General features: G+C 62.5%; 25 protein-coding genes. 7 read left to right on the top strand and 18 right to left on the bottom strand.

The window, feature by feature from the left end; genetic code table 11:
• Nucleotides 1-71 precede the first annotated feature (71 nt).
• The gene (locus IB265_RS08970) at nucleotides 72-719 is read right to left on the bottom strand and encodes a VIT1/CCC1 transporter family protein (protein ID WP_113737615.1); all 648 of its coding nucleotides are present in this window, start codon (nucleotides 717-719) and stop codon (nucleotides 72-74) included.
• A gap of 74 nt (nucleotides 720-793) precedes the next feature.
• Nucleotides 794-1,684, bottom strand: a complete 891-nt coding sequence (locus tag IB265_RS08975; RefSeq protein ID WP_057254074.1) for a LysR substrate-binding domain-containing protein — start codon at nucleotides 1,682-1,684, stop codon at nucleotides 794-796.
• A 112-nt stretch (nucleotides 1,685-1,796) separates the two neighbouring features.
• Here IB265_RS08975 and IB265_RS08980 point away from each other — a divergent pair, with 112 nt between their 5' ends.
• Together IB265_RS08980 and IB265_RS08985 are read left to right on the top strand one after the other, a co-directional pair.
• Nucleotides 1,797-2,075, top strand: a complete 279-nt coding sequence (locus tag IB265_RS08980) for a hypothetical protein (protein ID WP_057254072.1) — start codon at nucleotides 1,797-1,799, stop codon at nucleotides 2,073-2,075.
• Between the two features lie 99 nt (nucleotides 2,076-2,174).
• Entirely contained in the window at nucleotides 2,175-2,378 is a 204-nt protein-coding gene (locus tag IB265_RS08985; RefSeq protein WP_057254070.1) for a hypothetical protein, read from the top strand.
• Between the two features lie 122 nt (nucleotides 2,379-2,500).
• On the opposite strand, the gene IB265_RS08990 is transcribed toward IB265_RS08985, so the two are convergent.
• Nucleotides 2,501-3,223: a hypothetical protein gene (locus IB265_RS08990; RefSeq protein WP_162771003.1), complete on the bottom strand. Its 723-nt coding sequence runs from the start codon at nucleotides 3,221-3,223 to the stop codon at nucleotides 2,501-2,503.
• 543 nt (nucleotides 3,224-3,766) lie between these two features.
• On the opposite strand from IB265_RS08990, the gene IB265_RS08995 reads away from it, so the two are divergent.
• Together IB265_RS08995 and IB265_RS09000 are read left to right on the top strand one after the other, a co-directional pair.
• Entirely contained in the window at nucleotides 3,767-4,771 is a 1,005-nt protein-coding gene (locus tag IB265_RS08995) for a GlxA family transcriptional regulator (RefSeq protein ID WP_057254457.1), read from the top strand.
• Nucleotides 4,772-4,921: 150 nt separating this feature from the next.
• Nucleotides 4,922-5,521 (top strand): YdeI family protein, encoded by a 600-nt coding sequence (locus IB265_RS09000; protein WP_192494759.1) that lies wholly within the window; start codon nucleotides 4,922-4,924, stop codon nucleotides 5,519-5,521.
• A gap of 36 nt (nucleotides 5,522-5,557) precedes the next feature.
• On the opposite strand, the gene IB265_RS09005 is transcribed toward IB265_RS09000, so the two are convergent.
• From IB265_RS09005 to IB265_RS09030, 6 genes are all read right to left on the bottom strand, one after another.
• Nucleotides 5,558-5,965 carry a DUF805 domain-containing protein gene (locus tag IB265_RS09005; protein WP_158539409.1) on the bottom strand — a complete coding sequence of 136 codons (408 nt, stop codon included), beginning with the start codon at nucleotides 5,963-5,965 and terminating at the stop codon, nucleotides 5,558-5,560.
• A gap of 226 nt (nucleotides 5,966-6,191) precedes the next feature.
• Nucleotides 6,192-6,668: a VOC family protein gene (locus tag IB265_RS09010; RefSeq protein ID WP_113737613.1), complete on the bottom strand. Its 477-nt coding sequence runs from the start codon at nucleotides 6,666-6,668 to the stop codon at nucleotides 6,192-6,194.
• 122 nt (nucleotides 6,669-6,790) lie between these two features.
• Nucleotides 6,791-8,059, bottom strand: a complete 1,269-nt coding sequence (locus IB265_RS09015; RefSeq protein ID WP_063891512.1) for a diguanylate cyclase — start codon at nucleotides 8,057-8,059, stop codon at nucleotides 6,791-6,793.
• Nucleotides 8,060-8,366: 307 nt separating this feature from the next.
• The gene (locus tag IB265_RS09020; RefSeq protein ID WP_113737612.1) at nucleotides 8,367-9,212 is read right to left on the bottom strand and encodes a response regulator; all 846 of its coding nucleotides are present in this window, start codon (nucleotides 9,210-9,212) and stop codon (nucleotides 8,367-8,369) included.
• Between the two features lie 184 nt (nucleotides 9,213-9,396).
• Entirely contained in the window at nucleotides 9,397-10,470 is a 1,074-nt protein-coding gene (locus IB265_RS09025) for a cyclic nucleotide-gated ion channel (protein ID WP_192494760.1), read from the bottom strand.
• Nucleotides 10,471-10,611: 141 nt separating this feature from the next.
• A complete protein-coding gene (locus IB265_RS09030) occupies nucleotides 10,612-11,022 on the bottom strand; it encodes a GFA family protein (RefSeq protein WP_057254052.1) in 411 nt (136 codons plus the stop codon).
• A gap of 189 nt (nucleotides 11,023-11,211) precedes the next feature.
• On the opposite strand from IB265_RS09030, the gene IB265_RS09035 reads away from it, so the two are divergent.
• The gene (locus tag IB265_RS09035) at nucleotides 11,212-11,628 is read left to right on the top strand and encodes a nuclear transport factor 2 family protein (protein WP_057254051.1); all 417 of its coding nucleotides are present in this window, start codon (nucleotides 11,212-11,214) and stop codon (nucleotides 11,626-11,628) included.
• Between the two features lie 139 nt (nucleotides 11,629-11,767).
• Here IB265_RS09035 and IB265_RS09040 read toward each other — a convergent pair whose 3' ends face one another.
• Nucleotides 11,768-13,165, bottom strand: coding sequence for a DUF1254 domain-containing protein (locus IB265_RS09040; protein ID WP_246805891.1), 1,398 nt, complete (start codon nucleotides 13,163-13,165; stop codon nucleotides 11,768-11,770).
• 264 nt (nucleotides 13,166-13,429) lie between these two features.
• Here IB265_RS09040 and IB265_RS09045 point away from each other — a divergent pair, with 264 nt between their 5' ends.
• Complete coding sequence (locus IB265_RS09045; RefSeq protein WP_058323463.1) at nucleotides 13,430-14,839, top strand: adenylate/guanylate cyclase domain-containing protein; 1,410 nt, start codon at nucleotides 13,430-13,432, stop codon at nucleotides 14,837-14,839.
• 233 nt (nucleotides 14,840-15,072) lie between these two features.
• Here the strand turns inward: IB265_RS09045 and IB265_RS09050 are convergent, their stop codons facing one another.
• Complete coding sequence (locus tag IB265_RS09050) at nucleotides 15,073-15,834, bottom strand: MBL fold metallo-hydrolase (protein WP_058327043.1); 762 nt, start codon at nucleotides 15,832-15,834, stop codon at nucleotides 15,073-15,075.
• Nucleotides 15,835-16,061: 227 nt separating this feature from the next.
• Here IB265_RS09050 and IB265_RS09055 point away from each other — a divergent pair, with 227 nt between their 5' ends.
• Nucleotides 16,062-16,814: a hypothetical protein gene (locus tag IB265_RS09055; RefSeq protein ID WP_113737610.1), complete on the top strand. Its 753-nt coding sequence runs from the start codon at nucleotides 16,062-16,064 to the stop codon at nucleotides 16,812-16,814.
• A gap of 53 nt (nucleotides 16,815-16,867) precedes the next feature.
• Here the strand turns inward: IB265_RS09055 and IB265_RS09060 are convergent, their stop codons facing one another.
• From IB265_RS09060 to IB265_RS37720, 7 genes are all read right to left on the bottom strand, one after another.
• Nucleotides 16,868-18,424: a caspase family protein gene (locus IB265_RS09060; protein ID WP_113737609.1), complete on the bottom strand. Its 1,557-nt coding sequence runs from the start codon at nucleotides 18,422-18,424 to the stop codon at nucleotides 16,868-16,870.
• 451 nt (nucleotides 18,425-18,875) lie between these two features.
• On the bottom strand, nucleotides 18,876-19,154 hold the full coding sequence (locus IB265_RS09065; protein ID WP_057254041.1) for a hypothetical protein: 279 nt from the start codon (nucleotides 19,152-19,154) through the stop codon (nucleotides 18,876-18,878).
• Nucleotides 19,155-19,321: 167 nt separating this feature from the next.
• Complete coding sequence (locus tag IB265_RS09070) at nucleotides 19,322-22,135, bottom strand: mechanosensitive ion channel domain-containing protein (protein WP_375293053.1); 2,814 nt, start codon at nucleotides 22,133-22,135, stop codon at nucleotides 19,322-19,324.
• Between the two features lie 126 nt (nucleotides 22,136-22,261).
• Complete coding sequence (locus IB265_RS09075; RefSeq protein ID WP_057254039.1) at nucleotides 22,262-22,822, bottom strand: DUF924 family protein; 561 nt, start codon at nucleotides 22,820-22,822, stop codon at nucleotides 22,262-22,264.
• 229 nt (nucleotides 22,823-23,051) lie between these two features.
• Nucleotides 23,052-24,119, bottom strand: a complete 1,068-nt coding sequence (locus tag IB265_RS09080; RefSeq protein WP_192494761.1) for an iron ABC transporter permease — start codon at nucleotides 24,117-24,119, stop codon at nucleotides 23,052-23,054.
• A 3-nt stretch (nucleotides 24,120-24,122) separates the two neighbouring features.
• Entirely contained in the window at nucleotides 24,123-24,920 is a 798-nt protein-coding gene (locus IB265_RS09085; protein ID WP_375293059.1) for an ABC transporter substrate-binding protein, read from the bottom strand.
• The gene (locus IB265_RS37720) at nucleotides 24,847-25,791 is read right to left on the bottom strand and encodes an ABC transporter ATP-binding protein (protein ID WP_375293054.1); all 945 of its coding nucleotides are present in this window, start codon (nucleotides 25,789-25,791) and stop codon (nucleotides 24,847-24,849) included. Before IB265_RS37720 ends, IB265_RS09085 begins: the two co-directional genes overlap by 74 nt.
• Between the last annotated feature and the right edge of the window lie 128 nt (nucleotides 25,792-25,919).

The following is a 25,919-nucleotide window of genomic DNA, read 5'->3' on the forward strand; positions in this document are numbered from 1 at the left end:
CGAGACGCCACGGCTGCTTCGCGCCACAACGCCGGTTGCGATTGATCCGAGCGCGGCGCCTGCGGCGAAAGCTAACCGCCAAACAGGATTGTTACCGCCACCAGCACCGCGCCGATCGCCGTCATCGCAAAGGCCATCGGCCAGGGGCTACGGCCCGTGTATTGCCCGAGCCGCGCGCCGACGACGAAGAGCATGACGAGCGCAATACCGTTGGAAACGCGCATCGCCAGCGCGACATCGTCGATCAACAGGAAGGGAATGCTAGGCGGCAGCGTCGAGGTGACGACGAGCAGGAAGATGGCGAAGGCCGCTTTCAGGTCATGCCCCGTGACCGCCCTGTGCCTGGGATCGGAGGAAAGCGCCCTCACCCGGAGCAGCAGCGCCTCGGTCTCCTTTGGCGAGGACACGCGGCGAACGTCGTCCGGCAGGCTTTCCAGGAACATTTCGCGGGCGCGGGCAAGCGGCTCGCGCCGGAGGGCGTCAAGGAAGCCGCGGCGGCGCACCCGCTCGACAGCCGTCGTCAGCACATACATGACGCCATCGACGATACCCCAGGCGATGTTGCAGCCGAGGGCGGCGACGAGCACGGCATTGACCCCACCCTCGCTGCCCGTGACCGTGCTCATCGTTCCCGTGAAGGAAAGCGCCATCAGCAGCCCGAAGATGATTTCCGAGAGGCGATCGATTGGATCGAGAACGGGGCGTGGATGGTCGCTCAAGGTTGTTCGCCCCGCGAGAAGAACCGAAGGGTGGAAGACAGGGGGCGGAAGGCGGCGAACCGCATGCGACCTCCCTATTGCATCTGCAGGTCGGCGAAAGCGTCACGCACATGATCGGCAACGGCCAGTACCGGTGCCGGCGCGTCAGTAATCACCTGCAGGCCGATATTGTAGTGGCCGAGATCCGGCAGGCCGTCGCGCTCGCCAAGCTGCACCATCTCGCCCTGGACGAGGTAGCGCGGCAGCGGCGCGATCGCGAGGCCGGCGAGAACGGCAGCACGCTGGCCGGTCGTATAGGCGCTCAAGAAAGCAATGCGGAACTTGCGGCCGGCGCGTGACAGCTTCTCCACCGCATCGGCCCGCCAGACACAGCCATCCTCCCACATCGATACCGGCAGCGGATCCTTCAGATGCGCGTTGCCGCACTTGGCGCCGGCCCAGACCAGCTTCTCCTGCATCAGGATTTCGCCGTTTCTCGGCGTTCCCTCGGTGAGGCTGTTGAAGATGGCTATGTCGAGCCGGTGCTCGTCGACCTTCTTGCGCATGGCGTTGCTCATGCCGATCGACACGTCGATCGTCACGTTCGGATAGGACTCCGCAAAACGCTTCAGCACTTCGGGCAGGATGCGCTCGCCGACATCCTCCGGCGCACCGACACGCACGACGCCATTCATGTCCGGCAGCAGGAAGCGCGACACCGTTTCATTGTTGAGCGACAGCAGCCGGCGGGCAAAGCCGAGCAGCATTTCCCCTTTCGGCGTCAGCGTCACCGAGCGCGCGTCACGCAGGAAGAGCGTACTGCCGAGCATTTCCTCGAGCTTCTTGATCTGCATCGAGACCGCAGACGGCGTGCGGTAGACGGTTTCGGCGGCGGTGGTGAAATTGCCGGTCTCGGCGATGGCGACAAAGGTCTTCAGCACGTCCATTTCAAGAAGCGGAAGCGCGTGGCGCATCATCATGTTCATGGCGGCATCCTCGATCAGAAAAACTGAAAGATAAGTTCACTTCATTTCGTTTGATTGAACATCAGCAATGACCGATAGTCAAGCTCAAGGACGACGAAGGAAGGAGAAGCCCATGTCCGCCGCCGCGCTTGTTATCGCCGCTTCGAAGAGTTCCCTGTGTAACAGCCCCGCGTCGCAGGTAGTGGTACAGATTCAGGATCGAAGGAGCAACGACATGGTCCTCAACACCCTTACCCAAGTGATCGCCGTACTCGACGGCGTTGTCCGGCAGAGACGCGAAAAGCAGATCGCACGAAATCGGGTGGAAGCCCGGCGCGAACTGGCAAAACTGCCGAAGAGAGTCCGCGACGACGTGATGTTTGCGGACCCGCTAATCAATCACCAAGTTTGATGGAAAGCATCAAACATATTCGTTGGAATGATAGATCAGGTTGCGCCATATATACGATTATGGTCGCGACCTGCTGAGAAACTCAGAAGGAGCCATGAAATGTCCAACATTCAGTTTTCATCGGCCTCGGAACGGGCATCCTCCCACTCGTCCCTTCCGGGTCTCTTCAACCTGCGCGTCCGTGCCTGGGCAGCGTGGAAGCGTCACCGCCAGGAACGGGCGCTGGAAAATCTGTCCTATGACACCCTGAAGGATATCGGCTTCCCGTCGGTAGACGATGCGGTGCATAAGACCGAACAATGAATGACGGCTTGACCTGCCTCGGCGGGTCGAGCAGCCGTATACGATGAAGGGCATTGCCGAGAAGGCGGTGCCCTTTTTCTTTGCGCCCCATCTTTCCTGAGCGAGAGCTGCCCGCCGATGGTTTAGTCCGCTTCGACAATGCGGCAGGTGCGGAAGCCAAAGACCCTGCTCATCTTTGCCTCTCGCAGCGCTTGCGTAAGGCGGTCGCTCAGAAAAAATATGCGATTTAAGGGAGGGCTTACCCACAGATCGGAACCCTCGAGTGCGGCCGGACCGACGGCCACTTCGTCGTCTTGAAGGTTTGGCGACATGCTCAATGTGCCGTCACCGAATTCGATGACCCTTTGCGAATGCTGGCGCAGGAAAGCCTCTTTGCGCTCGCCGATGTTGAGACAAAAATACTCGCCCTCCACCGGCGTCTTGCGGTCATGCTGGAAAAGCTTGATCGGATAGAGCGAGGAATGGCCGAGACCGAATTGCCGCAGCACATTGGCGCAGGCCGCCGAAACCACCACCACTCCTGCGGCAAGCACGAGATGCGCCTGCTTCTTTTCCTTCTTGTCCGGATACTTGGCAAAGATCTCCTTTGGGAAATGCTCCGCAGACATCCGTTCGCCGGCTTCATTCAATTCGGCCATCTGGCCGAGGCCCATCCCCGACGGCAGCGGATCGGCAGTAAAGCCTTTGATCCGTGTCGAATCCATGAAAGCGCGGCTGGCCCAGACCCGTACGTTTTCCGATTGCGTCATAGCGGCATAGCCTCCTGCAACTCGAACCACATGCGTACAGAGCCCCTTCCGGCAAAGCGCGATGCATCGCCAAGCTGTGAAGCCGTCTGGCGCCATCGGTGATTGCGCCCAACGATGATCGCTACCATTTAACATTTGCTAATACAATCGGCGCCTGCCGCCTCCGCACAGAACCCGATCTGATTGAATCGTGGAGGATTTCAAGTTAGCGATTTGATTTGATCCGCTCGCTGGAGATCGGTAACAGGCTGAGAGTGTTGTCGGCGGATTCTCTTGCGCGGGACTGGGTTGTCGTGGCGACACGTCCAATGCATCGCCAGCTGAGCGAGACTTGTCTTATACCGACACCGCGGCACTGGACGCCGAAAGCGTCGCAATCGGAAGATGCAACCTTGGCGCGCGCTTTGCGATTGTTGCGTATCTCTGGAGGTTCTTGTCAGATAACGTCAAGAGCGCTGGAAAAACTGTCGCTTTCCTTACAAAAGCCTGAAAGACCGGCGGAACCGCCTCTTGCCGCCCGATGTCGCAATGCGAAATCTCTTTGCGGTCGTTGCTTTCCATGCCAATGTCGCAAACAGACAAGCCGAAGAGTATCTTCCAAGCGACGAATATACGCCATCGCCAAGCATGGGAAGCCTCATGAACAAGCCACTGACCAAAAAGCGTTCTCTCGTCTTCTTCCTGGTGCCGAACTTTTCCATGCTGCCCTTTTCGGCGGCGATCGAAACGCTCCGCATCGCCAACCGCATGCTCGGCTACGAGGCCTATACCTGGCGCCTCGCTTCGTCCGACGGCGAAAAGGTCCTGTCGTCGAGCGGGATCGCGCTCGAGGTCAACTCGTCGCTCGCCGACGAGCGCAAGTTTCTCGGCGGCGAGAACCGCCCATCGATGGTGCTGGTCTGTTCCGGCATCTATGTCGAGGATTTCAACAACAAGTCGGTCAATGCCTGGCTGCGCGAGGTCTATAACCGCGGCGTCGCCGTAGGCAGCCTCTGTACCGGCGCCCATGTGCTGGCGTCTGCCGGCCTTTTGACGGGCAAGCGCTGCGCCATCCATTGGGAAAACCTGCCGGGCTTTTCCGAAAGCTTCCCGCAGGTCGACGTCTATGCCGACCTCTACGAGATCGACAGCAACATCTATACCTGCGCCGGCGGCACCGCCTCGCTCGACATGATGTTGAACCTGATCGACCAGGATTTCGGCGAGAACCTCGTCAACCGCGTCTGCGAGCAGGCGCTGACCGACCGCGTGCGCGGGCCGCATGACCGCCAGCGCCTGCCGCTGCGCGCCCGCCTCGGCGTGCAGAACGCCAAGGTGCTGTCGATCATCGAACTCATGGAGGCAAATCTCGCCGAGCCGCTGTCGCTGCTCGAAATCGCCGAGGGCGCCGATCTCTCGCGCCGCCAGATCGAACGGCTTTTCCGCCAGGAAATGGGCCGGTCGCCGGCCCGCTACTACCTGGAGATCCGCCTCGACCGCGCCCGGCACCTGCTCATCCAGTCGTCGATGCCGGTCGTCGAAGTGGCGGTTGCCTGCGGCTTCGTCTCCGCCTCGCATTTCTCGAAGTGTTATCGCGAACTCTACAACCGCTCGCCGCAGCAGGAGCGCGCCGACCGCAAGCTGACGCTGCAGATGGCGCGGTAAAGACCGACATAAAGACCAGTCGAAGGGCGGAGCGATCCGCCCTTTTTCGTTTTGCCTGTGACACGTTTGGCTTGCGTCGTCGCGCCGCTTGCACGCTCCTTCTTTTTGGGTTGAATGGCTGGCGTTTCAGAACAAGAGGCAATGCTTCCTATGGCACCCGTCGAAATCAATCCTGCCAAAGTCCACGAATTCAGGGATTTGCAGTGCTTCTACGACTGGCTCGGCGCCCATCATCAGAGCGAGGACGAGGTCTGGATCAAGACGCACAAGGTGAACTCCGGGCTAGCCTCGATCACGCCCAAGGAAGCGATCGATGTGGTGCTTTGCTGGGGCTGGATCGATGGCGTGCGCAAGGGGCTGGACGACAAGAGCTTCCTGCAGCGCTATTCGCCGCGCGGCAAGAAGAGCATCTGGAGCAAGATCAACGTCGACAATGTCGCCCGGCTGATCGAAGAAGGCCGTATGACCGAGTTTGGCCTGCGCCAGGTGGAAGCAGCCAAGGCTGATGGCCGCTGGGATCGGGCCTATGCCAGCGGCAAGGACATGCAAATCCCCGACGACCTGCAGGCGGCGATCGATGCCGAGCCCAAGGCGAAAGAAATGCTCGCCAAGCTCAGCGCCCAGAACCGCTTCGCGCTCGCCTTCCGCACCCACAACATGAAGACCAAGGCCGGTCGCAAAAAGAAGATCGAGGCCTTCGTCGAGATGCTGAAGCGCGGCGAGACGATCTATCCGCAGAAGCTGAAATAGAACGCCGCAGCCGCGCCTGCCAACTTCACGCTATGGCTAAGCGCGCCCGAACCGCTGGCTCGGCTCTTCGGCGCCTGTGACGGCCGGCGGACCGAAGCGGTTGTCGCCCTCTTCTCCCGCAAGGAAGCCCAGCATCACAAGGCCCAGGAGCGGCCCGACGACCGGGACAAACAGCGCAAGGTTCCACCATCCGGAGCGACCGTGGTCGTGCCAGCGCTTGGTGTTGACGGTGAAGCTGAAATAGAGGTTTGCGATGAGGATAATGAAGACAAGCGAATGCATGAGGCTGAAGCCCGCCGCATAGTTATCGACGCCCGAAAGCGCCAACAGCGCCGCTCCGGCGAACATTGCCGCCGCCGTCGCAATCCAGACAACGATCTGCGCCAACCACCAGGTCTGGCGTCCGATACGACCATCAAAACTCGTAAAAGTCTGCGAATTCACGTCGTCCCCTCCCCATCGGCTTCTCCGCATCCAGGCGCGCCTCCGCGCTGGCCTGCCCTTCCCCTCATATAGAAGATTCGCTAATAAACGCGTAGATGTCATGGCGACAGAAAGCGCTTCATGGTTGCGTAAACAAGTCGCCTCGGAGCTGCCCTCCGGAGCCGTTGGAAGCGCCTCGCTCTCCGTTCCCTCCGCTCAAGGACCAGCCCCACAAACGAGTGCGACCCTAACCGTGGAAGGCGCGCTCCAGTTCGGCGATGTCGAGTTTTATCATGCCGAGCATCGCCTCCGTCGCCCGCTTGGCGCGCTCGCGGTCCGAATGGGCGACCATGTCGCCAAGCACCCGTGGCGCGATCTGCCAGCAGAGGCCCCAGCGGTCGCGGATCCAGCCGCATTGCTCAGGTTCTCCGCCGTTATCGAGGATCGCGCTCCACAGCCGGTCGATCTCCTCCTGGCTGTCGCACTGGATCATGATCGAGAAGGCATGGTTGAACGGGTCGAGCGGTCCGGCTTCGAGCGCCATGAACTGCTGATTGCCAAGCATGAACTCGATGACCTGAACGCTGCCGGGCGGTCCGCTCGGGCTTTCCGCCGGCAAGGTGGTGATGCGCGTGATCGCCGAGTTGGGAACGAGGGAAATATAGAAGTCGACCGCCTCGCGCGCTTCCTTCGCAAACCAGAGATTTGAAACAACATTCGTCATCAGTCGGCTCCTCTTCGTACCGCTTGATCATGTGCGGGTAACCAAAGGACGTTCGACTTCGTTCCAAGCCGACACGGAGCGCATCATATTTCTGGAGGAGGGTTGCGGCTCGGCCAGAGACTTCACGACGCCAGCGCGTCAAGCAGTGCCAATTCCGAGATCACCCGGTTTCGCCCCGCATGTTTCGCCATATAGAGAAACTGATCGGCGGCGTGCAGATAGTTTTCGAAAGCTTCCGACGTCTCGATGGTGGCAAGGCCGATCGACACGGTGATCGTCAGTTCCTCGTCGTCGGCGACGATCCGCGATTTCGCCAGCTCCAGCCTGAGCGCATCGCAGAAGGCGAAGGCGCGGCGCACATCGCAGCCGTTGAAGAGGATGCCGAACTCCTCGCCGCCGAGGCGGGCAAGCAGGTGCTCCTCGCCCACCAGCACCGCCAGGCGCTTGGCCACGTGTCTCAGCACGATATCGCCGATCTCGTGGCCGTAGGTGTCGTTGAGCCGCTTGAAATGGTCGATATCGAGTATGGCGATCGCCGTCGGCTCGCCGCGCCTCAGGCACTGCTCCACCAGGCGCGGGCCTGCAAGAAAGAAATGGCGGCGGTTGTAGAGATCGGTGAGATAGTCGCTGGCCGCCTGCCGCTGCAGCGTCTGCAGGCGCTTCTGGATGCTGGCGGCTTGCGCGATGCGGCCGTTGAACTCCGCTTCGAGGAACGGTTTCTGGATGAAGTCGGTACCGCCTGCTTCGAGAAAGCGGGCGCCCGCCCTTCGGTCGCCGCTGTCGGAAAGCCCGATCACCGGCAGCGCGCCATCGCCCTGCCGGCGTTCCACTTCGGCAAGAAGTGCTGCCCCGGTCATGTCGGCGAGATCGAGATCGGTGACGACCAGATCGACCGCCTCGCCGCTGTCGAGCACCTGCAGCGCATCGGCAGCGGACGCGACCTCGCAGACGGAAATCCGCTGCCTTCTCAGGATACCGGCAAGCTCGCTGCGCGAGGCGGCATCGGAATCGGCAAGCAGCACCGTCGTCTTGCCATTGGTAAGCGCACGGTCGACGGCGCCGATCAGGAGGTTGATCGATTCAGGCTGATGCTTGATGACGCAATCGAGCACGCCGCGCCCGAGTATCTCTTCGCGCGTTTGGTCGTTGAAGGCCGCGGTGAAGACGACGGCCGGCACCTGATTGTCGAGGACGAATTCGAGCGCCTCGCAATTGGGCGCGTCCGGCAGGTTGAGGTCGAGCACGGCGAGCGAGAAGCTTTCCGGCGCCTGCTCCAGCGTTTCCCTGAGCGCCGCAAGCGAGCTGCAATGGGTGACGCGGATGCCATGGACGGACTCGAGCCCGTATTTCAGCGCCGTCGCGAACATCCGGGAATCTTCGACAAGGAGCATGCGCTTGTCGCTGTGCTTTTGCACAGAATTCAGCCGGCCTGGCGTGCGGCGCAATCTCACGTCCCTGCAACCCCTCTCGAGCCGCAGGCGTGCTTCCCTTGAAGGGGGTGACGCTGGCTCCGAATATATGAATAGACCCTGCCACTGACCGCACCGACCCATTGGCCGGCGTGGTCTGGTGTGACCGGGCTCCCCGCTCCTGCTGGGGCGGATTGAAGACCGATCGGATTGCAATTTCGTTAATGGAGCAACCTGCGCGCGGGATTTCGCGCAGATTGCAACAAAATTTTGGGGATTATTTCTCGTATCAGGCCGAAGCCTGCGCCGGAACCCTAACCTTTTCACTGAGGGTGCGGATCTTCGTCAGCGTGTCCAGGTTCTGGTTGACGCGGCAGTAGAATTCCTCGTTGACGAAGGGACGGACGATGAAGTCGTTGCCGCCCGCTTTGAGGAAACGCGCCGACAGGAGCCGGTTGGTGGAGGACGAAACACCGATGATGCGCAGCTGATGCGGCCCGTAGGAACCGCGGATGCGCCGCGTCAGCTCGAATCCGTCGATATCGGGCATGTTGTAGTCGGTGATGACGAGGCCGATATCGGGATTGCTCTTGAGAAGTTCGAGCGCGGCTGCGCCGCTGTCGGCCGGGCTGGTGCGGAAATTGTAGCGCTTCAGCTGCGTCGTCAGAAGTGCGCGCGCGGTCGGGCTGTCGTCGACGATCAGCACGTGGTGCTTGTGGTTGGTGAGGAAGCGGCAGACCGATTCCGCCAACATGTCGACGGCAAAGACGCTATCCTTGATAACGTAGTCGACGATCTCCTTGGCGAGGATCTTCTCGCGCGTCGACTCCTGGAAGGAACCGGTGAAAACGACGGTCGGCACGCTCATGTCGATCAGATAGTTGAGCGCCTCGCCGTTCTCCGCCCCCGGCAGGTTGATGTTGGAGATGGCGAGCGACGCCGGAAAAGTCGCGTTTTCGACCGCGAACTGCAAATCGTCATAGTCGCGGCAGACGATGACATCGATGTCGAACAGCTCTTTCAGCCGCTTCGAAACCATCGACGAGAAGAGGTTGGAGTCCTCGGCGAGCACGATACGGTGCTGGGCAAGGGATTCGCCGGAATAATACATTCCGGAAATGCCAAAAAACGACATTGAACGCCTATGTGAAAGAGTGTTCCCCTACAGCGCCCAAGCGTTCTTCGTGCCCGCAAAGTCACTGTAACTTGCAGCCGCCATGCTAGAGGAGAAAGGCTTTCTCTGGTGTTAATGAGCGACCGGCGAAATAACGAGGTCGCGTGCCGGCATGACACGAGGGCCGCCGGATGCCACCATCCCGTCAATCCCTGGACGTCCCGCCACGCCGCGCCTCCGCCGTCTTGCGGATGACTTCGGCGATCTCCGGATTGCTGCTCGACAGCATCTGGAAATCCTCCGCATAGAGCGACAGCAGCGAGACCTCCGTGGCTGCGCTGACGGTCGCCGAGCGCGGCTCGCCCGTGATCAGCGCCATTTCGCCGAAGAAGCTGCCGGGGCCGAGTTCGATGGGTGTCGGCGAAGGGGTCGTAATGCTGACGCGGCCCTCGACGATGAAGAACATCTGGTCGCCCGCCTCGCCCTTGCGGCAGATGATGGCACCCGCCGGAACCACCCGCGGGCGCAGTGCCCGCACGATCTCGACGAAGGCGGCCGAGCCGAGCTTCTGGAACAACGGCACGGCCGCAACCAGCTGCCAGTTGCGCACAAAATCCTGGCGGCGCACCTCCTCGAAGAAGCCGGTGGCAAGAATGCCGGCCCACAGCGCGAAGATGCCAATGCCGCACATCATGACGAGGCCCGCCAGCACCCGACCGGCAAAGCTCATCGGAATCTCGTCGCCATAGCCCGTGGTCGAAAGTGTCACCACCGCCCACCACATGGCCTGGGGAATGCTGCCGAACTTGTCGGGCTGGATATCGCGCTCGATGAGATAGGCAAAAAGCGATGCGCCGAAGAGAACGATGCCGAAGACCGAGGTGACACCGACGAGATTGGGTGCCGCCCGCGCCACCACCCGGCCAAGCAGGCGGAAGAAGGTGAAATGACGCAGCGGCTTCAACAGCCAGATACCGCAATAAAGGCTCTGGTCACGCGGGCCAGCGAGAAGAAATCCGGCAAGCGGAACCACGACGGCAAGCAGATCGATGATGAGCTCGGGCGTCCGCCCGCGATCGTCCTTCGCCCGCTGCCGCATCACCGTATCGGCCAGTTGCAGAACATAGATGGCCCAGATACCGGCCAGCACAAGCTCCAGCGACAGCTTGGCCGTCAGGCCAATATCCCGCGCCGTCAGCTCCGCGACCGTAATAAGCCCCGCCGCCGCCAAAAGCCCGTTGAGCGGCGCGGAGATTTTCAGGAAAGGCCGTGCCGACATTCACTCCCCCAGCGACCCGCGCTCTCAGGCGATACCTCGGCCCGACATGCCAGCAGCGCAGTAACGCTTTGATCTTAAGCACAATTCCACCGATGAATCGACGCTTAATTAAGGGATGGCAGATTGACGGTGACGCGCGCTCTAGTAGCGCGTGTCGACCGGCCCTTCGTCGGCTGCCCGTTCGCGATCCTCCTGGTACTGTTCGGCCCCCTCGACCGGCCTTAGCCATGGCTCGCGCCGCTTGATCCAGAGCTCGTAGCTCGGCTTAAGCGAGGTCGGCGCGTCGGACAAGATACCGAGCTTGACCTCCGCCTCACGCGCATCGACCGAAAAAACCCGCGACCCGCAACCGGGACAGAAACACCGTCCCTGAAACTCCGACGTGTCGCCGGTACGTTCAAATTGATCCGCGGGCCAGATGCCATAGAAGGTGAAGGCCGAACCGCTTTCCTTCCGGCAATCCATGCAATGGCAGATACCGACGCGCAGAGGTTCGCCACGAAGCGATACTTGCACCTGGCCGCAGAGGCATTTTCCCGAGAAGATCCTCATGTGTCTCATCCTGCTTCGCAACTGCTGGATCCGGAAAACGACAGAGGCGGGTGTTGGGTTCCCGCGGGGCGGTTCGGCTTCGATCTCACGCGGTCGCGCAAAAAATGCGCGCTATGCGGCGAGGTCTTTTTGGTCGGAACCTTTGTCCGTCCCATGGCTTCTGCAAATTGTAAACGGAGGAATCAAACCATGGCACATGCCGACGAACAGGAGATCATCGATCTCGAACAGGAATTCTGGCGAACCATCCTGGAGAAGGATACCGAGGCGTCCGTGGCCATGCTGCCCGAACGGTCGATCGTCGTGGGGGCGCAAGGGGCGGCCATTCTTACCCGCGATGACTATCGCAGGATGGCCGACCAGGCCGAAGGTTCCTGGAAGCTCAACGCGTTTCGCCTCGACGACGTCAGCGTCATCTTTCCGCGCGAGGACGTCGCCGTCATCGCCTACACGGTGACGGAGGAGATGGAAGTCGAGGGCGAGCCTCTGACGATAAAGGCGGCCGACGCCACCACCTGGATCCGCAAGGACGGTGGATGGCTGGCCTCCTTGCATACGGAATCGGTGCTCGGCGATCCCTTCGGCCGCGACCGCAAGGCGGCTTAGAGATAACCGGACGCCGACGCGGCCACGTTCCAGTGCCCGCGCGCAGATCTGCAAGGCTACGGGCACCTGAGCGGCGATCGGCGGAGCACGTCCGACGTCGTCGTTCACTGGCCCCCAGACATGCGGGCCGACGGAAGGTTCAGTGAACCGCGATAACCTCCGGCGGAAGCCATTTGCCTTCAAGAAATTCCTCGCGCGGCGAGTAGAGGCGCATGAGCAGGGTGAACGGTGCCTTGCCGACCGGCAGCCAATTGGCGTCCTTGTCTTTTCCAGGAGACTTCGCCTGGATGTAGAGATCGACCGAGCCGTCGGCGTTCGTGACGAGCCTGTCGCGGTCGCCAATCGCCTGGCGCTTGAGCTCGTTGGGGATGAAGTGGCCCTCGATGTCATAGGCTGTCACAGACCAGAATGCATCGACCGGCGGCAGCTTGCCCTTGTCAAAGTGCAGGACGTAATTGGTGCTGCCATCGAGCGGCCGCCTGTCGCTGTCGGTCGAGAGTGCCGGATAGACGGCATCCTGCGGCAAGTTCTCGCCGAGGCAGCATTGCGCGATTGCGGCGCGGTAGAGATAGTCCACGCCATAGGCGCCGCTGCGCATGGTGTAGATCCATCCCTCGCCGCCGACGCCCCCGGCCTTGTTGCCTTCAGCCTGCACCAGGGCCTTGCCATCGGCGTAGCCACGCTCGACTGCCTTTCGCAGGGCGTCCGATGCTGCTTTCAGGTCGAAGTCTTGGCCAACCTTGAACCCCACCCGTTCAAGGCGATGGATCATCGGATAGTCGACCTGGTTCGGTGGGTTGTCCTTCAGCAGTTCGGCAAAACGGCCAAAGTAGGTCGCCGCATCCATCTTGTCCACGACGAGCGGCGGCGGTGATTTCATGTCGATGCTGGTATCGACAGTCCCTTTCGGCGGCACATAGTCGCCCTTGCCCAAGGCAGAGAGCGGCGTCACCTTAAAACCGTCTTGGATCTTGTGAACGTTCTCATAGTCCGCCTTGCCGTTCGTTTGGATACGGCCGATGATCCAGACATAGCGGGTAGGACTCTTGATGACCTCCATATCCGCAGGAACGTCACCGCTCCAGTTCGGTCCAGCAACGAGAAAATTTCGGGCGCTATTCTTGCCGAGCGTACGCGTGCCCAACACATCGAATACATCCGACCAAAGGCTCAGCATCGGCAGCAGGAAATAGCGATCGGTGGCGGGAGCCGTGATCACCATCGGTTCGGCCTTCAAGTCAAGCGTAGCGCCCGAGTAGAGCGTGTCGACGTTCATGCGGATGACAAGCTTGTCACCCGCGTCAGGGAATGCACGCGCGTGGTGAAAGTCATTGACCGGTCCTGCAGTTGTACCCGCGACAGGCTCGGCGAAGTTGGAGTTCCTCAGCACAGTGGCATGCGTCAGCATCAGCGGATAGGCATAGACATAGGCATCCTTGGCTATTTGGTAGGCCTCCCGCTCGGAGGCGCCCTCGGCTGCCGCCGGACCAGCGAGCGCCAGAAGCGCAACCGTGATCAATTTGAGGGCTACTCTCATCAGGATGGTTCTCCTTTGCGGCCGTCGTGTGCACTGTGCGACGAACGGAATGAAGGCACGAGAAAGGCGCTCGCAGAACGATGCGCGATTCACGGCGCCGTCTGCCTTTCAATTGCATGGCACTGTCAATAACGGGAAGTACGTAACGGTTACATCAAAGGATCACTCGCAAATTTCTCGTGCGCAGATCAGTCACCAGGCGGCCTGTCCACCCCGCCGACAAACCGGCTGCCCCGCCGGCTCTTTTCAGTGTAGGATGCAATCATGAGTGACGCTCAGCCTCTCTTCGACATGCTGCGCCAAAACGTGCAGCCTGACATCGCCGGCGTATTGGAGCGATTTGTCCGGGAAGCGCCGGACCGCAAGCTCTGCCGCGTCAATGCGCTCGCCTTTGCCGCCGAACATCGGCTGGACGAAGAAAAGGTCATCGCCGCCTTCCTGCATGCCTCACGCCTCGGGCTCTTCGAGCTGTCGTGGAATGTGCTCTGCCCCGGCTGCGGCGGTGTGCTTGACAGCAATACCTCGCTGAAGACCGTGCAGAGCGACACCTATACCTGCTCGCTCTGCGCCGCCGGCTATGAGCCGACGCTCGACGAGATGGTGGAAGTGACCTTCACCGTTAACCCGCGGGTACGCCACATCGAGGCCCACAACCCGCACGAGCTGCCGCCGCTCGAATATTTCCGCCAGATCTACTGGGGCTCCGGCATAGATTTGCCGGAGGACGACTACGAGGCCCAGGTCGACGATTTCATGATCGAGGCGCTCGAACTGCCGCCCGGCGAAAAGGCGGTGATCTCGCTGCAGATGCCGGCGGAATTCATCATCGTCTTCGAGCCGGTGACCCATGCCGCGCAATTCATCGACGTCAAGGGCGAGCCGACCAAGGAGCGGCGGACGCTGTCGCTCGTCTTCGATCGCGGCCATCGCCACGACGAGGCGTTGACCATGCAGCCGGGTCCGCTGCGCATCCAAGTGGAAAACCATACGGATGTGCGCACCCTGCCCTCGGTCTGTATCGCCAATGACACCCTGCACGATATTCTCGGCCGTCGGCGCCCGTTCCTCACCGCCAAGCGGCTGCTGTCCAACCAGACCTTCCGCGATATCTACCGCACCGACACGATCGACGTAGACCAGCGGCTGAAGATCACCAGCCTCACCTTCCTCTTCTCGGATCTGCGCGGCTCGACCGAGCTTTACGAACGGGTCGGCGATCTCGCAGCCTTCGATCTGGTGAAGACCCATTTCAGCGCCGTCAACGAGATCGTTGCCGCCGAGGCCGGCGCCGTGGTCAAGACGATCGGTGACGCGGTCATGGCAACCTTCCCGACGCCGGATCGCGCGGTTGCCGCGGCCATGCGCATGCGCGAGGCGATGCGACAGCTCAACGAGGACCGGGGCTCCGAGGATCTGCTGTTGAAGATCGGCATCCACGAGGGGCCGTGCATCGCCGTCAACCTCAACGAGCGCCAGGATTATTTCGGCCAGACGGTCAATATCGCCTCGCGCGTCCAGCATCTCGCGAGTTCGCGCGAGATCTTCGCCACCAGCTCCGTGCTCGACGACCCGCGCACCTCCGGCCTGCTCAGCGACCGCGGCCTCAATCCGCAGTCGCACAATGTCGCTCTGCGCGGCATCACCAACGAGATCAGTATCTTCTCGATCCCGTAAGCGCGGCCGGCCTTCTGGATCGCCGCAATTCCGGACGGAAAACCGTTTCACACTTTTCCTGGAATTGCTTGGAACCTCCGCAATTCCGGACGGAAAACCGTTTCACACTTTTCCTGGAATTGCTTGGTATCTCCGCAATTCCGGACGGAAAACCGCTTCGCACTTTTCCTGGAATTGCTTGGTATCTCCGCAATTCCGGACGGAAAACCGCTTCGCACTTTTCCTGGAATTGCTCAGACCACCGGCGGTATCAGCGTCAGCACGTCGCCGTCATCAGGGATCACCAGCTTCGTCAAGGGGATGCCATGGGCATCGGCTGCTGCCCGCAGCTCCTTTCGGCTGACCGTCGCGTGATCCAGCGCCTCCATGTGCGTTGCAATGACGGTGCTGTTTTTCGCCGTCTCGCAGACCTTGATCGTCTGCTCGGCATCCATGACGATGAGATCGCCATCCCACTTCGCTCCGCAGGAATGGGTGACGATGATGTCAGGCTTCGTTTCGCGGATCGTCTTCTCGATCGCCGGGTAGAAAACCGTGTCGCCGGCCCAGTAGACCGTCGGCTCGCCCCTCGCCTCAAGGCTGAAACCGATGACAGGCCCCATGTCCTGGACCACAGGGCCGAGCCCATGACTGCCATCGCGCCGGGTCAGCGTCAGCCCCTGCCAGCTGGCCTTGTCGGAAAGCGGCGTGACGTCGCGAAAGCCGGCGGCACGGATCGCCTCCTCGTCGCCCGGCTGGCAGAGGATCGGCAGCCCCTTCGGCACCCGCTCCTTGGCGGTGTCGTCGAAGTGGTCCTCATGCAGATGCGAGATGATGACGAGTTCGACACCGGCCAGGATGGTGTCGATATCGACCGGCAGCTCGACCGTCGGATTGGGCGAGCGCCCGGCAAAAGACGGCAGGCTGTCTTTCGGCCCCAGAAAGGGATCGATGAGCACGGTATGGCCGGCATAGTCGAGCTTGAGCGTGGCGTTGCGGATAAGCTGGAGTTTCATGGGGAGTCCTCCCTTGCCGGAGCCGGCTTGAACGTGGTGTCGATCCTTACGCAAGCCGCGATGAAATCAAGCCCTGAAATGCGGCCAAGCAACGCAAGTGCTCAGGATCGGCGCACGAGGCACGCAAAGGAACGCAGATAGATAAAATTGCAACCTCTATTTGAGATTGGCCTTCACATTTCCCTGTCAATGCTATCGGACAAAAGCGAACACAGGGAGAGTTTCTGGTGGCAATCACTGAAGGCGGCTGGCGCTACATGCGGGCATGGGGGATATGGCTTGCGCTGCTCATTGGCTTTTTCTTGGCCCTTCCTTACCTGGTGTACTGGCTCGTCCATGCCCTGGGCGCAAATGGCTCCCCGGCCGCCGGCATGCTGGCCGTTGTCCTCGCCGTCTACTCGAAGGCAATTGCGTGGGTGATCTTTGCAGCCGCTATTGCTGCGGTATGCGCCGCGCGGACAAAAGCTATCGGGATGCCCCGCAAGGTCGCGGCCTCCATCACTCTCCTTGTGCTGGCAGACATTCCCTTCGGCCTGATGTTCGACCCAGGCTGGATTACCGCCTTTGCCGTTCGCCTGAGCCTGGTACCGACACCCGCTTCGCTCCTGGCGGCTGTGATCGCCCTCGTTGCCCTCGCCTTCATCCGAGAGCCTACGGAGCCGAGGCCGGAGCGCTATGGCAAAGCCTATCGCCTGTGGGCCGCGCTGCTCGCATTTTTCGCGACGATCGGGTTCATGGGCCTTCTATCTCATTTCTGGCTGCTGTTTTTCGGGATGAAGGGGCTCGGCCTTAGAAATCTGCTGCAGACGATCGACACCTCGCTTCGCTTCCTTACGCTTTACCCGAGCGTACCGCTGCTACTCTTCGCCGCCGCCTCCATTCATCTCTGCCTCAGCAGCCGTGAGCAAGGCGGCGGACGGGCCGACGCACCGCAGTCTGGGGGCGGCGCAGCGAGAGCACCGCTCGGCGGACGAAGCTGAGGCACCTCAGCCAACGCCGGCCGAGCGCGCACCGCGCCAGCCTACACGCAGCCTCACCGCCAGCCGCAATCCCAGGGCTGGCCCCGCGCCGCCCGGTGGCAAGCAAAGGTGCGGCCGCAGGAGTGCGTGGCGGTAATCGTCGTCCTGCCGCGGCCAGAGCCGCGGGAAAACATCTGCCGGAAGGCAACGTCCGCATTGTCGGGGCAGCCGGCATAGCTCTTCTTTTTCAGCTCGGCCGGCGGGCTGATCGCTCGCGTGCCGGTGCTCTTCGCCGGTGTCTTGGCGGTGCCCTGGGTCGCACTCGGCTCGGGCAGTTTGGCCTCGCGCCGGATCGTCACGCAGCGGCCGTCTTTTGCCTCCTGGTTTCGCGCGCAGGCAAGCGGGCATATCCGCGCCTTCTCGGCCTTCAGGCGTTCGAGCACGTCGCTGGAAGGTTCGAGCGTCGCGAGTTCAAGCTTGCTGTGCCTGGCAAATGCCTCCAGCGCCTTGCGGCTGCCGGCGCCCCACAGCCCATCCTCGCTGCCGGCCTGACAGCCGAGCCGGTTCAGCTGCTGCTGGATCGATCGGGTCAAGGCGCGATCGTCGGTGCCCGCAGCGGCTGCGGCCGGATCGACGGCCGCCACGGCCTGGCCGGAGGGCACCTCGGTCACGCCCTCGGTTGCCGGGGCAGAGACCCGCTCGATGATGCGGATCTTGGCCCTCGCCAGGGATGCGAAAGCGCCATCGGGATATTGTTGCAGATAGGCGTCGAACAGATCGCGGTCCGTCCCATCCTTGATCGTGTCCCAATAGGCAAGCTCGGCGGTCTGATCCGTCGCCGGCTCTTTGACCGACGCCGGTTGGCCGCCATCGGCAGGCTTCAGCACCACCTCGCCGGTCAGCGAGGAATTGTCCCAGGGCACCTGCTTGCCGCCGGTTGCCGAAAGAACGTCGCGGCGCACCTCGATCAGCTCGCGGGTGATGTCGCGTCCCGGCTGGCCGAGATGCCGGAGTAGCGCCGACGTAAAGGGCGAGTTTCGCCCGCTGCCGTCGAGCGCGACATTGCCGGGCTGGGTGGCAAAGGCGATCAGCGTGCCGATGCCGGTGCCGACCTTGGCAAGCCCGCGGCCGACCGAGGCCGATCGGGTGCCCATGGAGCGGGCGAGATTGACCGCAAGCGGATTGTCGCGACACGCATCAAGCAGCACGACATTGACCCTGGTGCTGCGCTCCATCGCCGACAGGATCAGGTTCATCGGCACCGCCTCGAAATCGAGATCGACATGGGAGGCGAGCTTGGCGTCGACAGGGGCAAGGTAGTTCTCGCCATCCACCTGAAGGCCGTGGCCGGCATAGTAGAACAGCGCCAGATCGGCGCCATCGAGACGGCCGACGAAATCGCGCAATACGCGCCGCACGCCCGAGAGATCGAGATCCACACCGGTCACCACCTCGAAGCCGAGCCCTTCGAGCTTGGCCGCCATGTCGGCAGCGTCATTGCCAGGATTGGGTAACGCCGCCACATGCTGATAGGCGGAATTGCCGATGACCAGCGCCACGCGCTTCTCGGCAACCGCCTCCGAGGCGCAAAACACCAATAGGACGGCCAAGGCGATGCGAAGGAATGGCATGGTTCCCCTCCCGCAATGCGCGAACGACCGTGGCGAGCAACGTCGGCCGAACAGCCGAGCGTGCTACCGGGCATGGGTCGTGTCAATGCGCTTCGATGGGATGGCAAAGGCATTCGCCGGGGCCACCCCGTCTCTCGTCGTATTGACGGGCGGGAGTGCCGGTTCATTCGCCATCCAATGGGATTGGCGCGCCGTGATTAGCTGTGGGCGCCAATGCATTCCGCTCTCAAGTGGAAACATTGAGAGCGGAAAACTGCTCTCGACTTCAAGAGCCAGAGCGTCTTTGTGCGTTCGTCTGAAACTGCGGCGCTATAGAGCGTCCGAGTGGAATCACTTGAAGCGGAAAGATGCTCTACGATCAAAGTACTAGAGCGTCCTTTGCGCGTTCGTCTGAACGCACGGCGCTCTAGGGGCGCGGAAGAGTCCGCGCCCTTCAGTGGCTGGTTTCCGGTTACTTCACCACGACATTGCCGTTGACGATCTCGACATTCTCGTCGCCCTGCAGGCCGATGCGGTCGCCGCTCGGCGCCGTCACGAAACAGCCGCTCGGGCAGATCATCTCCGTGGCGCCTGCGGCGATCGCCACTTCCATGCGGCTTTCGCCCTCGACGACGACCAGGACGGCGGTCTCGCTGTCCTTGTTCGTGACCGTCGCGGCACTGGCCGCGCCTGCCATAGGCACGTAGGCCACCAGTACGCCGGAAAGCAAAGCAATCACAGATTTCTTCATTGCCCATCGGCGCCCGAAGCGCCGCCCTCTCGCCGAGCCGGCCGCCCCGTCGGTTTCGCGACGCTGCGCCGGCCACCTCTTCAGCCGATGACAACGTAATCGGTCACCAGAAGAATTGCATGCTTTTTATGGCACGCCGGCTGAATAGCGGCTGAACGCTCCGTTTATCAGCGGTTCGGGTTTGCGCGGCGGCTGGCGGTTCGGCGACTGCCCGTTTCTTCTGCCTCGCGTTCCTCGTTGAGCGGCGCTGCGGAAGCAGCCGGTTTGCCTGAAGCCGTCGCCTTGGCCGACGCTCTTGCCTCGGCGGAGGTGGCGCCCTTCGGTTCGCCCACCTCTTCCGGGTGGTGGCTTTCGATGCCGGTCTGGTCCTCGACCGGCACGTCCTCGATCTTGACCGGGAACGGCTCGCCGATCCGCTCGTCGCGGAAACGCTCGTAGATCGACACGCGCAGGTCGTTGCGCACGCCGCCGCCGGTCAAGACGTCGGCGACGTAAATCCGGAGCTCGAAGGTCATGCGCTCGTCGCCAAAGGCGGTAAAACCGACGGTCGGCGAAGGGTTCTTCAAGACCATCGGATGGGCGGCGGCGATCTCGGACAGCAGTTCCATGATCCGGCGCGGATCGCTGGCATAGGTGACGGTGACGGCGATTTCGGAGCGGCCGAGCTTGTTGCGGTGCGTCCAGTTGCCGACCGAGGCGTTGATCAGCAGCGAGTTCGGCATCATGATCGACTGATGCTGGAAGGTTTCGATCTCGGTCGCGCGTACCGAGATGCGCTTGACGAAGCCTTCCGTCGTGCCACTGACGATCCAGTCGCCCACCTTGAACGGCCGCTCGACGAGCAGGATCAGGCCCGAGACGAAATTCGAAACGATGTTCTGCAGACCGAAACCGACGCCGAGCGAGAGAGCACCGGCGACGAGCGCGAGGTTCGAGAGATCGATGCCCGCTGCCGAGAGGCCGATGAGGCACGCAAGGCCGACGCCGGTATAGCCGATGCCGGTGCGGATCGAGTTGCGCACGCCGGCATCGACCCGGCTTCTCGCCATGATGTTGCCGTCGATCCAGCGCTGCACGAAGCGGGTGACCGCAAAACCGAGCGCGAAGAACAGGACGCCCGCGAGGATGCCGACTAGCGAGATGGTGATCGAGCCGATCCTGATCTCGGTCACCATCCGGTAGGCCCAGGACTCGATGTCGGCGACCTGGAAGCCCCACTGCAAGAGGATCAGCGGGATGAAGACCATCACGACCAGGGCATAGATGCTGAGGCCCGCGGCAAGACCGATCTGGTCGAGCGCCACCTGTTCCAGATTGTAGCGGCGCTCGAGATAGCGCCCGGCCGCCGTCTCGGCAAACGCACCCTGCTTGGCCACGGCCCGGCCGGTGAGAATGCCGATATACATCGTCACCAGGATCGCGCCGGTGATGATGATCTGCGTGGCGATGAAGCGGGCGAGACCGACATAGCCGGAGACGGCCGCAATGATCAGCAAGGCCCCGGTCGCAAGCAGCGCGAACGACACCAGCCGCGGCCAGGCGCGGCCATGGGCATCGAAGGACTCGTCCTTTCTGAGCGTCGGCTTGATCCAGGCCGACGCCATGATGATGAGGCCGATGACGATCGAGGCGATGTAGCTCTTGACGACGGTCAGCACCACCGGCGAGCCGAGCGCCTCGCTGACGCCGCCGAACAGGTAATCAAGACCGTTGACCAGCGCCATGGCGAAGATCGCGATCATCAGCATCCTGGCGCCGCGATCGGAAACCCTGACGAGCCGCCAGCGCGCATCGCGCGGCGACAACACCGCCTGGGCGAGCCTTGTCACGAAGAACACCACCACCGCCACCCCCAGCGTAATGGCAATGATCGGTGCGATGTCGGAGCGCAGCACGTTGAAGCCGCGCAGGAACAGGAAGCTTGAAATCGCGAAGGCGGCCGAGGCGATCGTCGGGATTAGCGTGGACCAGAAGGCGACCGACAGGCGGCGGAAGTAGCTCGGCTCCTCATCGGTAATGTCATGCTGGATCAGCGGGCGAAAGAGCCTGCGGCTGCCGGCAAGGAACACGAGCGCCGCCAGCAGCGACAGGAACAGCGCCGTCAAAAGCGGCACGCGCTTGTAGTTCCAGGCAAAGCTCAGCCAGCTCCCGACACTGCGCGAGAGCACGCGCGTTTCGTCCGCCGTCGCCGTCAGAGCGTCGTCGAACATGCCGGTCGAGACTTCGGTGTTCTTCAGCAGCGTGTTGGAAAACAGCGCGCGCCTTGTCGCGGTAATGGTGTTGGAAAGCTTCGTCGCCTGGATCGAAAGACCCTCGGCCTCGCCGGTGAGCGCGTTGATGGCGCCGCGCTCGACCATCAGCCGTTTGCGCTCTGCGGTCACGATGTCGGCTTCGGGCGGCTGTCCCTCGGCCGGCGGATCGCCGAGTTCGGTGAGCCGCCCCTTGATTTCGTCGAGGCGCGGCCGGGTCGAGACCGACACGCCGATGATTTGCTTGGCGAGCGCGTCGACCTGAACCTTGAGGTCGGCAAGCACGATGTCGTCGTCCTTGGCCTTGTCGACGAGGTCCGTCAGCCGCTTGAGATCCTCGGCGGCCTTGGAAAGCTGATCGGCCGCCTGGCTCTGGGCCGGCGGCGTGGCATCCTCCGGAACCGCCTCGCCGGCCGGCGGGGTTGCCGTCTGCGCCGGCTGAACCGCCGTCGCGGCCGGCTGGGTGGCAGCGCCGGGTGTCGCGCCGCCGGGTGCCGCGCCTTTGTCAGCGGGCTGCGCACCATCCTGCGCGGGTGCCGCCGCCTTGCCGGCTGGTTGCGTTGCGGTCTGGGCCGGCTGAGCCGGCGTCGCCTTCTGCTCTGGCTGAGTTGCGCTCTGGGTCGTACCTTGTGCCGGTTGCGTCGTGCCTTGCGCCATGACCGGGCCGGCGGCGGCAAGCGCCAGCAGGCAGACGAGAATGGCAGGCAATTTTCCGACAGAACGCAATTTCATGATCCTTGCAGGTTGAGACCATGGTGCGGAATCGCGTCAGTGGTCGTCACAATGCGGTGTGAATACGAAAGACGGCGGAAAGATGCAAAAGACGCCGCCAATTGCGCTCCAGCGCCGGATTTTTCGTCAGAAGCCGGCGCCGGGCTGTGCCAGATAGGCAAGCTCGGCGTCTGTCGAGACGCGGGCCAGGAGCGCATTTCGGTGCGGGAAGCGGCCGAATTGTTCGATCACCTCGCGGTGGCGGATGGCATAGTCGAGATAGTCGGCATCGCCGAGTTCGGTGAAAAGCTTCACCGACATGGTCTGGTCGGTCAGGTTTTCCGAATGCTCGAACGGCAGATAGACGAAGGCGCGCGCTTCCGGCTTGATCGCCATGTCGGCACCGATGCCGACGGCAAGCTTCGCCTCGTGCAGTGCCAGGCAATCGGTCGCGAAGGCAAGCGGCGTGCCGCGATACATGTTGCGCGGCATCTGGTCGAGCAGGATGATCGCCGCCAGCCGGTTCTCCGGCGTTGCGCGCCAGATCTCGCTGACCCCGCGGGCAAGCGCCAGGTGCGATGCCTGGAAACGACGAATGCAGGCCTTATCCAGTTCGCCGCTCATCGTGAACCAGTCGTCATAGGTGAGCTCGCCGAACCAGAAGCTCAAAACGTCATCCGGCGTGCAGATTTCAACTTCGTTCGTCATTTGCTCCCTCGCACCGCTCTTCTGCCGGTCCTGCCCCTTTCGAGGCCTGATCGGGCAGCCATGCATGCGCTACAGCGCCGCGCGTCTTATCAGACGCGCAATGGTCGCTGTAGCACTTTGATTTTCTGCATGTCTTTGTCCTTAAATCGAGTTCGATTCAAGGAGACATGCGCTAAGACATAGGCGCGGACCGGCCCATTTCCATGCATGCCCAATGTCGATGCACGCCTTACGCGCGCCGCGTGAGGATGGCAACAAAGGCGATGCCGCCGACAATGCCGGTAACGACGCCGATCGGCATGTCCTCCGGCGCCATGATGACGCGGGCCACGAGGTCGGCCATGATCAGCGTCAAGGCGCCAAAGAAGGCCGAGAACGGGATGACCCGGACATTGTCGCTGCCGGCAAAGAGCCGCACGAAATGCGGCACCATCAGCCCGACGAAGCCGATCGCTCCGGAAAAGGCCACCATGACCCCGGTCAGGAGCGCGGTGACGACGAAGAGCGTCAGACGGAAGCGGCGCACGGGAATGCCGAGCGTCATCGCCGTCTCGTCGCCCATGGCAAGCGCGTTGATTTCCCGCGATCGGACGACCAGCCAGCCGAGCGAGACTGACAGCACGAGCGCCGGATAGATGAGATGCGGCCATTGCGCCAGGCCAAGGCCGCCGAGCATCCAGAAGATCACCGTGTGCGTCGCCCGCGGATCCCCCAGGAAGATCATGAGATTGCCGATCGACGTCAGCACGAAGGCGACGGCGACGCCGGCAAGCACCAGGCGATCGGCACTGGTGCCTAGAGCGCGGGAAACGAAAGCGACCAGCACGGTTGCCAGCAGCGCGCCGCCAAAGGCAAAGAGCGGCACCGTGAGAAGACCGAGGATCATTCCGGTGTGGAGCAGTGCGACGATCGCCCCGAGCGCGCCGCCCGAGGAGACGCCGAGCAGATGCGGATCGGCAAGCGGATTGCGCGTGACCGATTGCAGCACGGCGCCTGTCAGCGCCAATCCGGCGCCGACAAGCCCCGCCAGCATGACCCGCGGCAGGCGCACGTCCCAGACGATGCTTTCGCGCCCCGCCGACCAGAAGGCCTCGACGCTGCCGGGCGCGAGCTTGCTGGCGACGATCGACCAGACGGTGGTTACCGGGATCGGCGCCGAGCCGAGCGACACGCCCACGGTCACAGTCAGAAGAAGCAAAAGCAGCGCCGCGAACACCCCGACCCCGCCGCGGATCGCCCGAACGGAGAGAACCCGCGAAACGGTAGCGGGACCAGGCGACGTATCCTCAGCCAGCATCGGTTACAGGCCTTCGCCGTGAAAGACCTCGGCGAGCCGGGCAATGGCGTCGATGTTGCGCGGCCCCGGCGTCGCCTCGACATAATCGAGGACCACGAAGCGGTCGTTTTTCACCGCATCGATATTGGCGAAGGCCGGATTGTTCTTCATGAAGGCAATCTTGTCCTCGGCCTTCACCTCGCCGTAGTTGACGATCACCACGACCTCCGGATTGCGATCGATCACCGGCTCCCAGGAGACCTCCACCCAGCTCTTGTCGACGTCGTCCATGATGTTGGCGCCACCGGCCGCCTCGATCATCGCCGTCGGGATGCCGAAGCGGCCGGATGTGAAGGGCTTTTCTTCGCCGGAATCATAGACGAAGACGCGCGTCGGCTTTTCGCGGCCGGCATTTGCCTCGGTGATCGCGGCCAGTTGGCGGCGGTAGCCGTCGACCAGCGCCTCGGCGCGATCCTCGACCCCGAAGATGCGGCCGAGGTTGAGGAGATCGACGAACATGTCGCCCATCGTAGGCTTTTCCCTGGCCATGACATGGATGCAGGATTCGGTCAGTTCGTAGACGCCGATCTTGAACGGCGCCAAGGTCTCGGGCGTCACCTCGCCGCCGACCTTCATGCCGTAGTTCCAGCCGGCGAAGAAGAAATCGGCGTCGGCGTTGAGGAGCACTTCCTTGGTCGGATATTTCTCCGCAAGCTCCGGCAGTTCCTTGACGCCCTCGCGCAGCTTTTCATCCAGCGTCTTCCAGCCGGAAACGCCGGTGTAGCCGACCATGTGGTCCTGCAGTTTCAGCGCCAGCATCATCTCGACCAGATTGACGTCGTTGGCGATCGCCCGCTTCGGCGCGGCATCGAAGGTCACCTCGCGGTTGCAGCTCTTGACGGTGACCGGATAGGCGAGCGCCGGCACAGCAGTGGCGATGAGAAACAGGAAGGCAGAGGAGGCAATGTTGATCTTCATGAAATGGATCCCGAGGAAGTGAAAAGGAGAAACGGGCGGTGCCGGCAACGGCGGTGCTGTGGGCGGTGGCGGTGACACCGAAGGCGGAGGACAGCGCCCGCGGGCTCAGCACCGCGTCGGGTGTGCCAAAGGCGGTGAGCCGCCCCGCCGTCACGATCGCCACGTCAGTCGCGAATTCGGCGGCGAGATTGATGTCGTGCAGCGTCGATACGATCGTCAGCTTCAGCGTCTGCAAGAGCTCGAGGATTTCGAGCTGGTGGCGGATGTCGAGATGGTTGGTCGGCTCATCGAGGATGATGATGCGCGGCTCCTGGGCAAGCGCCCGGGCAATCAGCACCCGCTGTTTCTCGCCGCCCGAGAGCGTCGAGAACTGGCGGCCGGCCAGATGGGCGAGATCGAGATGGGAGAGCGCGTGCTGCACGCGCTCACGGTCGGTGTCCGTCCAGCCGTTGAGCCCCTCCCGCCGCGGGATGCGGCCCATCATCACCACGTCGCGCACGCTGAAGGGAAAATCGCCGGGCATTTCCTGAAGCACGACGGCGATCGTTTTCGCCGCTTCGCGCGCCGAGGTCGACCAGAGGTCGACGCCGTCGACCTCGATGCGGCCCGCATTCGGCTGCACCGCCCGGTAAAGGCAGCGCAGAAGCGAGGTCTTGCCGGCCCCGTTCGGCCCGAGGATCGCAAGCCGGCTGCCCGCCTCGATCGCGAAGTCCATGTCGTCGACCAGCTTCAACCCCGGGCGCGGCCCCCAGCAAAGCCCCTTAACGCGAAGGGCGGCTCCTGTTGCGGTGCAGGTCATGGTCTGATCCCACCCCGGCAGCGCCACGCGTCCATCCCCGACGC

Source organism: Ensifer sp. ENS10, assembly GCF_014852025.1.
Taxonomy (GTDB): Bacteria; Pseudomonadota; Alphaproteobacteria; order Rhizobiales; family Rhizobiaceae; genus Ensifer.

Coding starts and splice junctions, on each gene's coding strand:
- IB265_RS08975 (WP_057254074.1), bottom strand. CDS start 1,684: ATGAACATGATGATGCGCCACGCGCTTCCGCTTCTTGAAATGGACGTG.
- IB265_RS08980 (WP_057254072.1), top strand. CDS start 1,797: ATGTCCGCCGCCGCGCTTGTTATCGCCGCTTCGAAGAGTTCCCTGTGT.
- IB265_RS08985 (WP_057254070.1), top strand. CDS start 2,175: ATGTCCAACATTCAGTTTTCATCGGCCTCGGAACGGGCATCCTCCCAC.
- IB265_RS08990 (WP_162771003.1), bottom strand. CDS start 3,223: ATGGCGCCAGACGGCTTCACAGCTTGGCGATGCATCGCGCTTTGCCGG.
- IB265_RS08995 (WP_057254457.1), top strand. CDS start 3,767: ATGAACAAGCCACTGACCAAAAAGCGTTCTCTCGTCTTCTTCCTGGTG.
- IB265_RS09000 (WP_192494759.1), top strand. CDS start 4,922: ATGGCACCCGTCGAAATCAATCCTGCCAAAGTCCACGAATTCAGGGAT.
- IB265_RS09010 (WP_113737613.1), bottom strand. CDS start 6,668: ATGACGAATGTTGTTTCAAATCTCTGGTTTGCGAAGGAAGCGCGCGAG.
- IB265_RS09015 (WP_063891512.1), bottom strand. CDS start 8,059: ATGCTCCTTGTCGAAGATTCCCGGATGTTCGCGACGGCGCTGAAATAC.
- IB265_RS09020 (WP_113737612.1), bottom strand. CDS start 9,212: ATGTCGTTTTTTGGCATTTCCGGAATGTATTATTCCGGCGAATCCCTT.
- IB265_RS09025 (WP_192494760.1), bottom strand. CDS start 10,470: ATGTCGGCACGGCCTTTCCTGAAAATCTCCGCGCCGCTCAACGGGCTT.
- IB265_RS09030 (WP_057254052.1), bottom strand. CDS start 11,022: ATGAGGATCTTCTCGGGAAAATGCCTCTGCGGCCAGGTGCAAGTATCG.
- IB265_RS09035 (WP_057254051.1), top strand. CDS start 11,212: ATGGCACATGCCGACGAACAGGAGATCATCGATCTCGAACAGGAATTC.
- IB265_RS09040 (WP_246805891.1), bottom strand. CDS start 13,165: ATGAGAGTAGCCCTCAAATTGATCACGGTTGCGCTTCTGGCGCTCGCT.
- IB265_RS09045 (WP_058323463.1), top strand. CDS start 13,430: ATGAGTGACGCTCAGCCTCTCTTCGACATGCTGCGCCAAAACGTGCAG.
- IB265_RS09050 (WP_058327043.1), bottom strand. CDS start 15,834: ATGAAACTCCAGCTTATCCGCAACGCCACGCTCAAGCTCGACTATGCC.
- IB265_RS09060 (WP_113737609.1), bottom strand. CDS start 18,424: ATGCCATTCCTTCGCATCGCCTTGGCCGTCCTATTGGTGTTTTGCGCC.
- IB265_RS09065 (WP_057254041.1), bottom strand. CDS start 19,154: ATGAAGAAATCTGTGATTGCTTTGCTTTCCGGCGTACTGGTGGCCTAC.
- IB265_RS09070 (WP_375293053.1), bottom strand. CDS start 22,135: ATGAAATTGCGTTCTGTCGGAAAATTGCCTGCCATTCTCGTCTGCCTG.
- IB265_RS09075 (WP_057254039.1), bottom strand. CDS start 22,822: ATGACGAACGAAGTTGAAATCTGCACGCCGGATGACGTTTTGAGCTTC.
- IB265_RS09080 (WP_192494761.1), bottom strand. CDS start 24,119: ATGCTGGCTGAGGATACGTCGCCTGGTCCCGCTACCGTTTCGCGGGTT.
- IB265_RS09085 (WP_375293059.1), bottom strand. CDS start 24,920: ATGATGCTGGCGCTGAAACTGCAGGACCACATGGTCGGCTACACCGGC.
- IB265_RS37720 (WP_375293054.1), bottom strand. CDS start 25,791: ATGGACTTCGCGATCGAGGCGGGCAGCCGGCTTGCGATCCTCGGGCCG.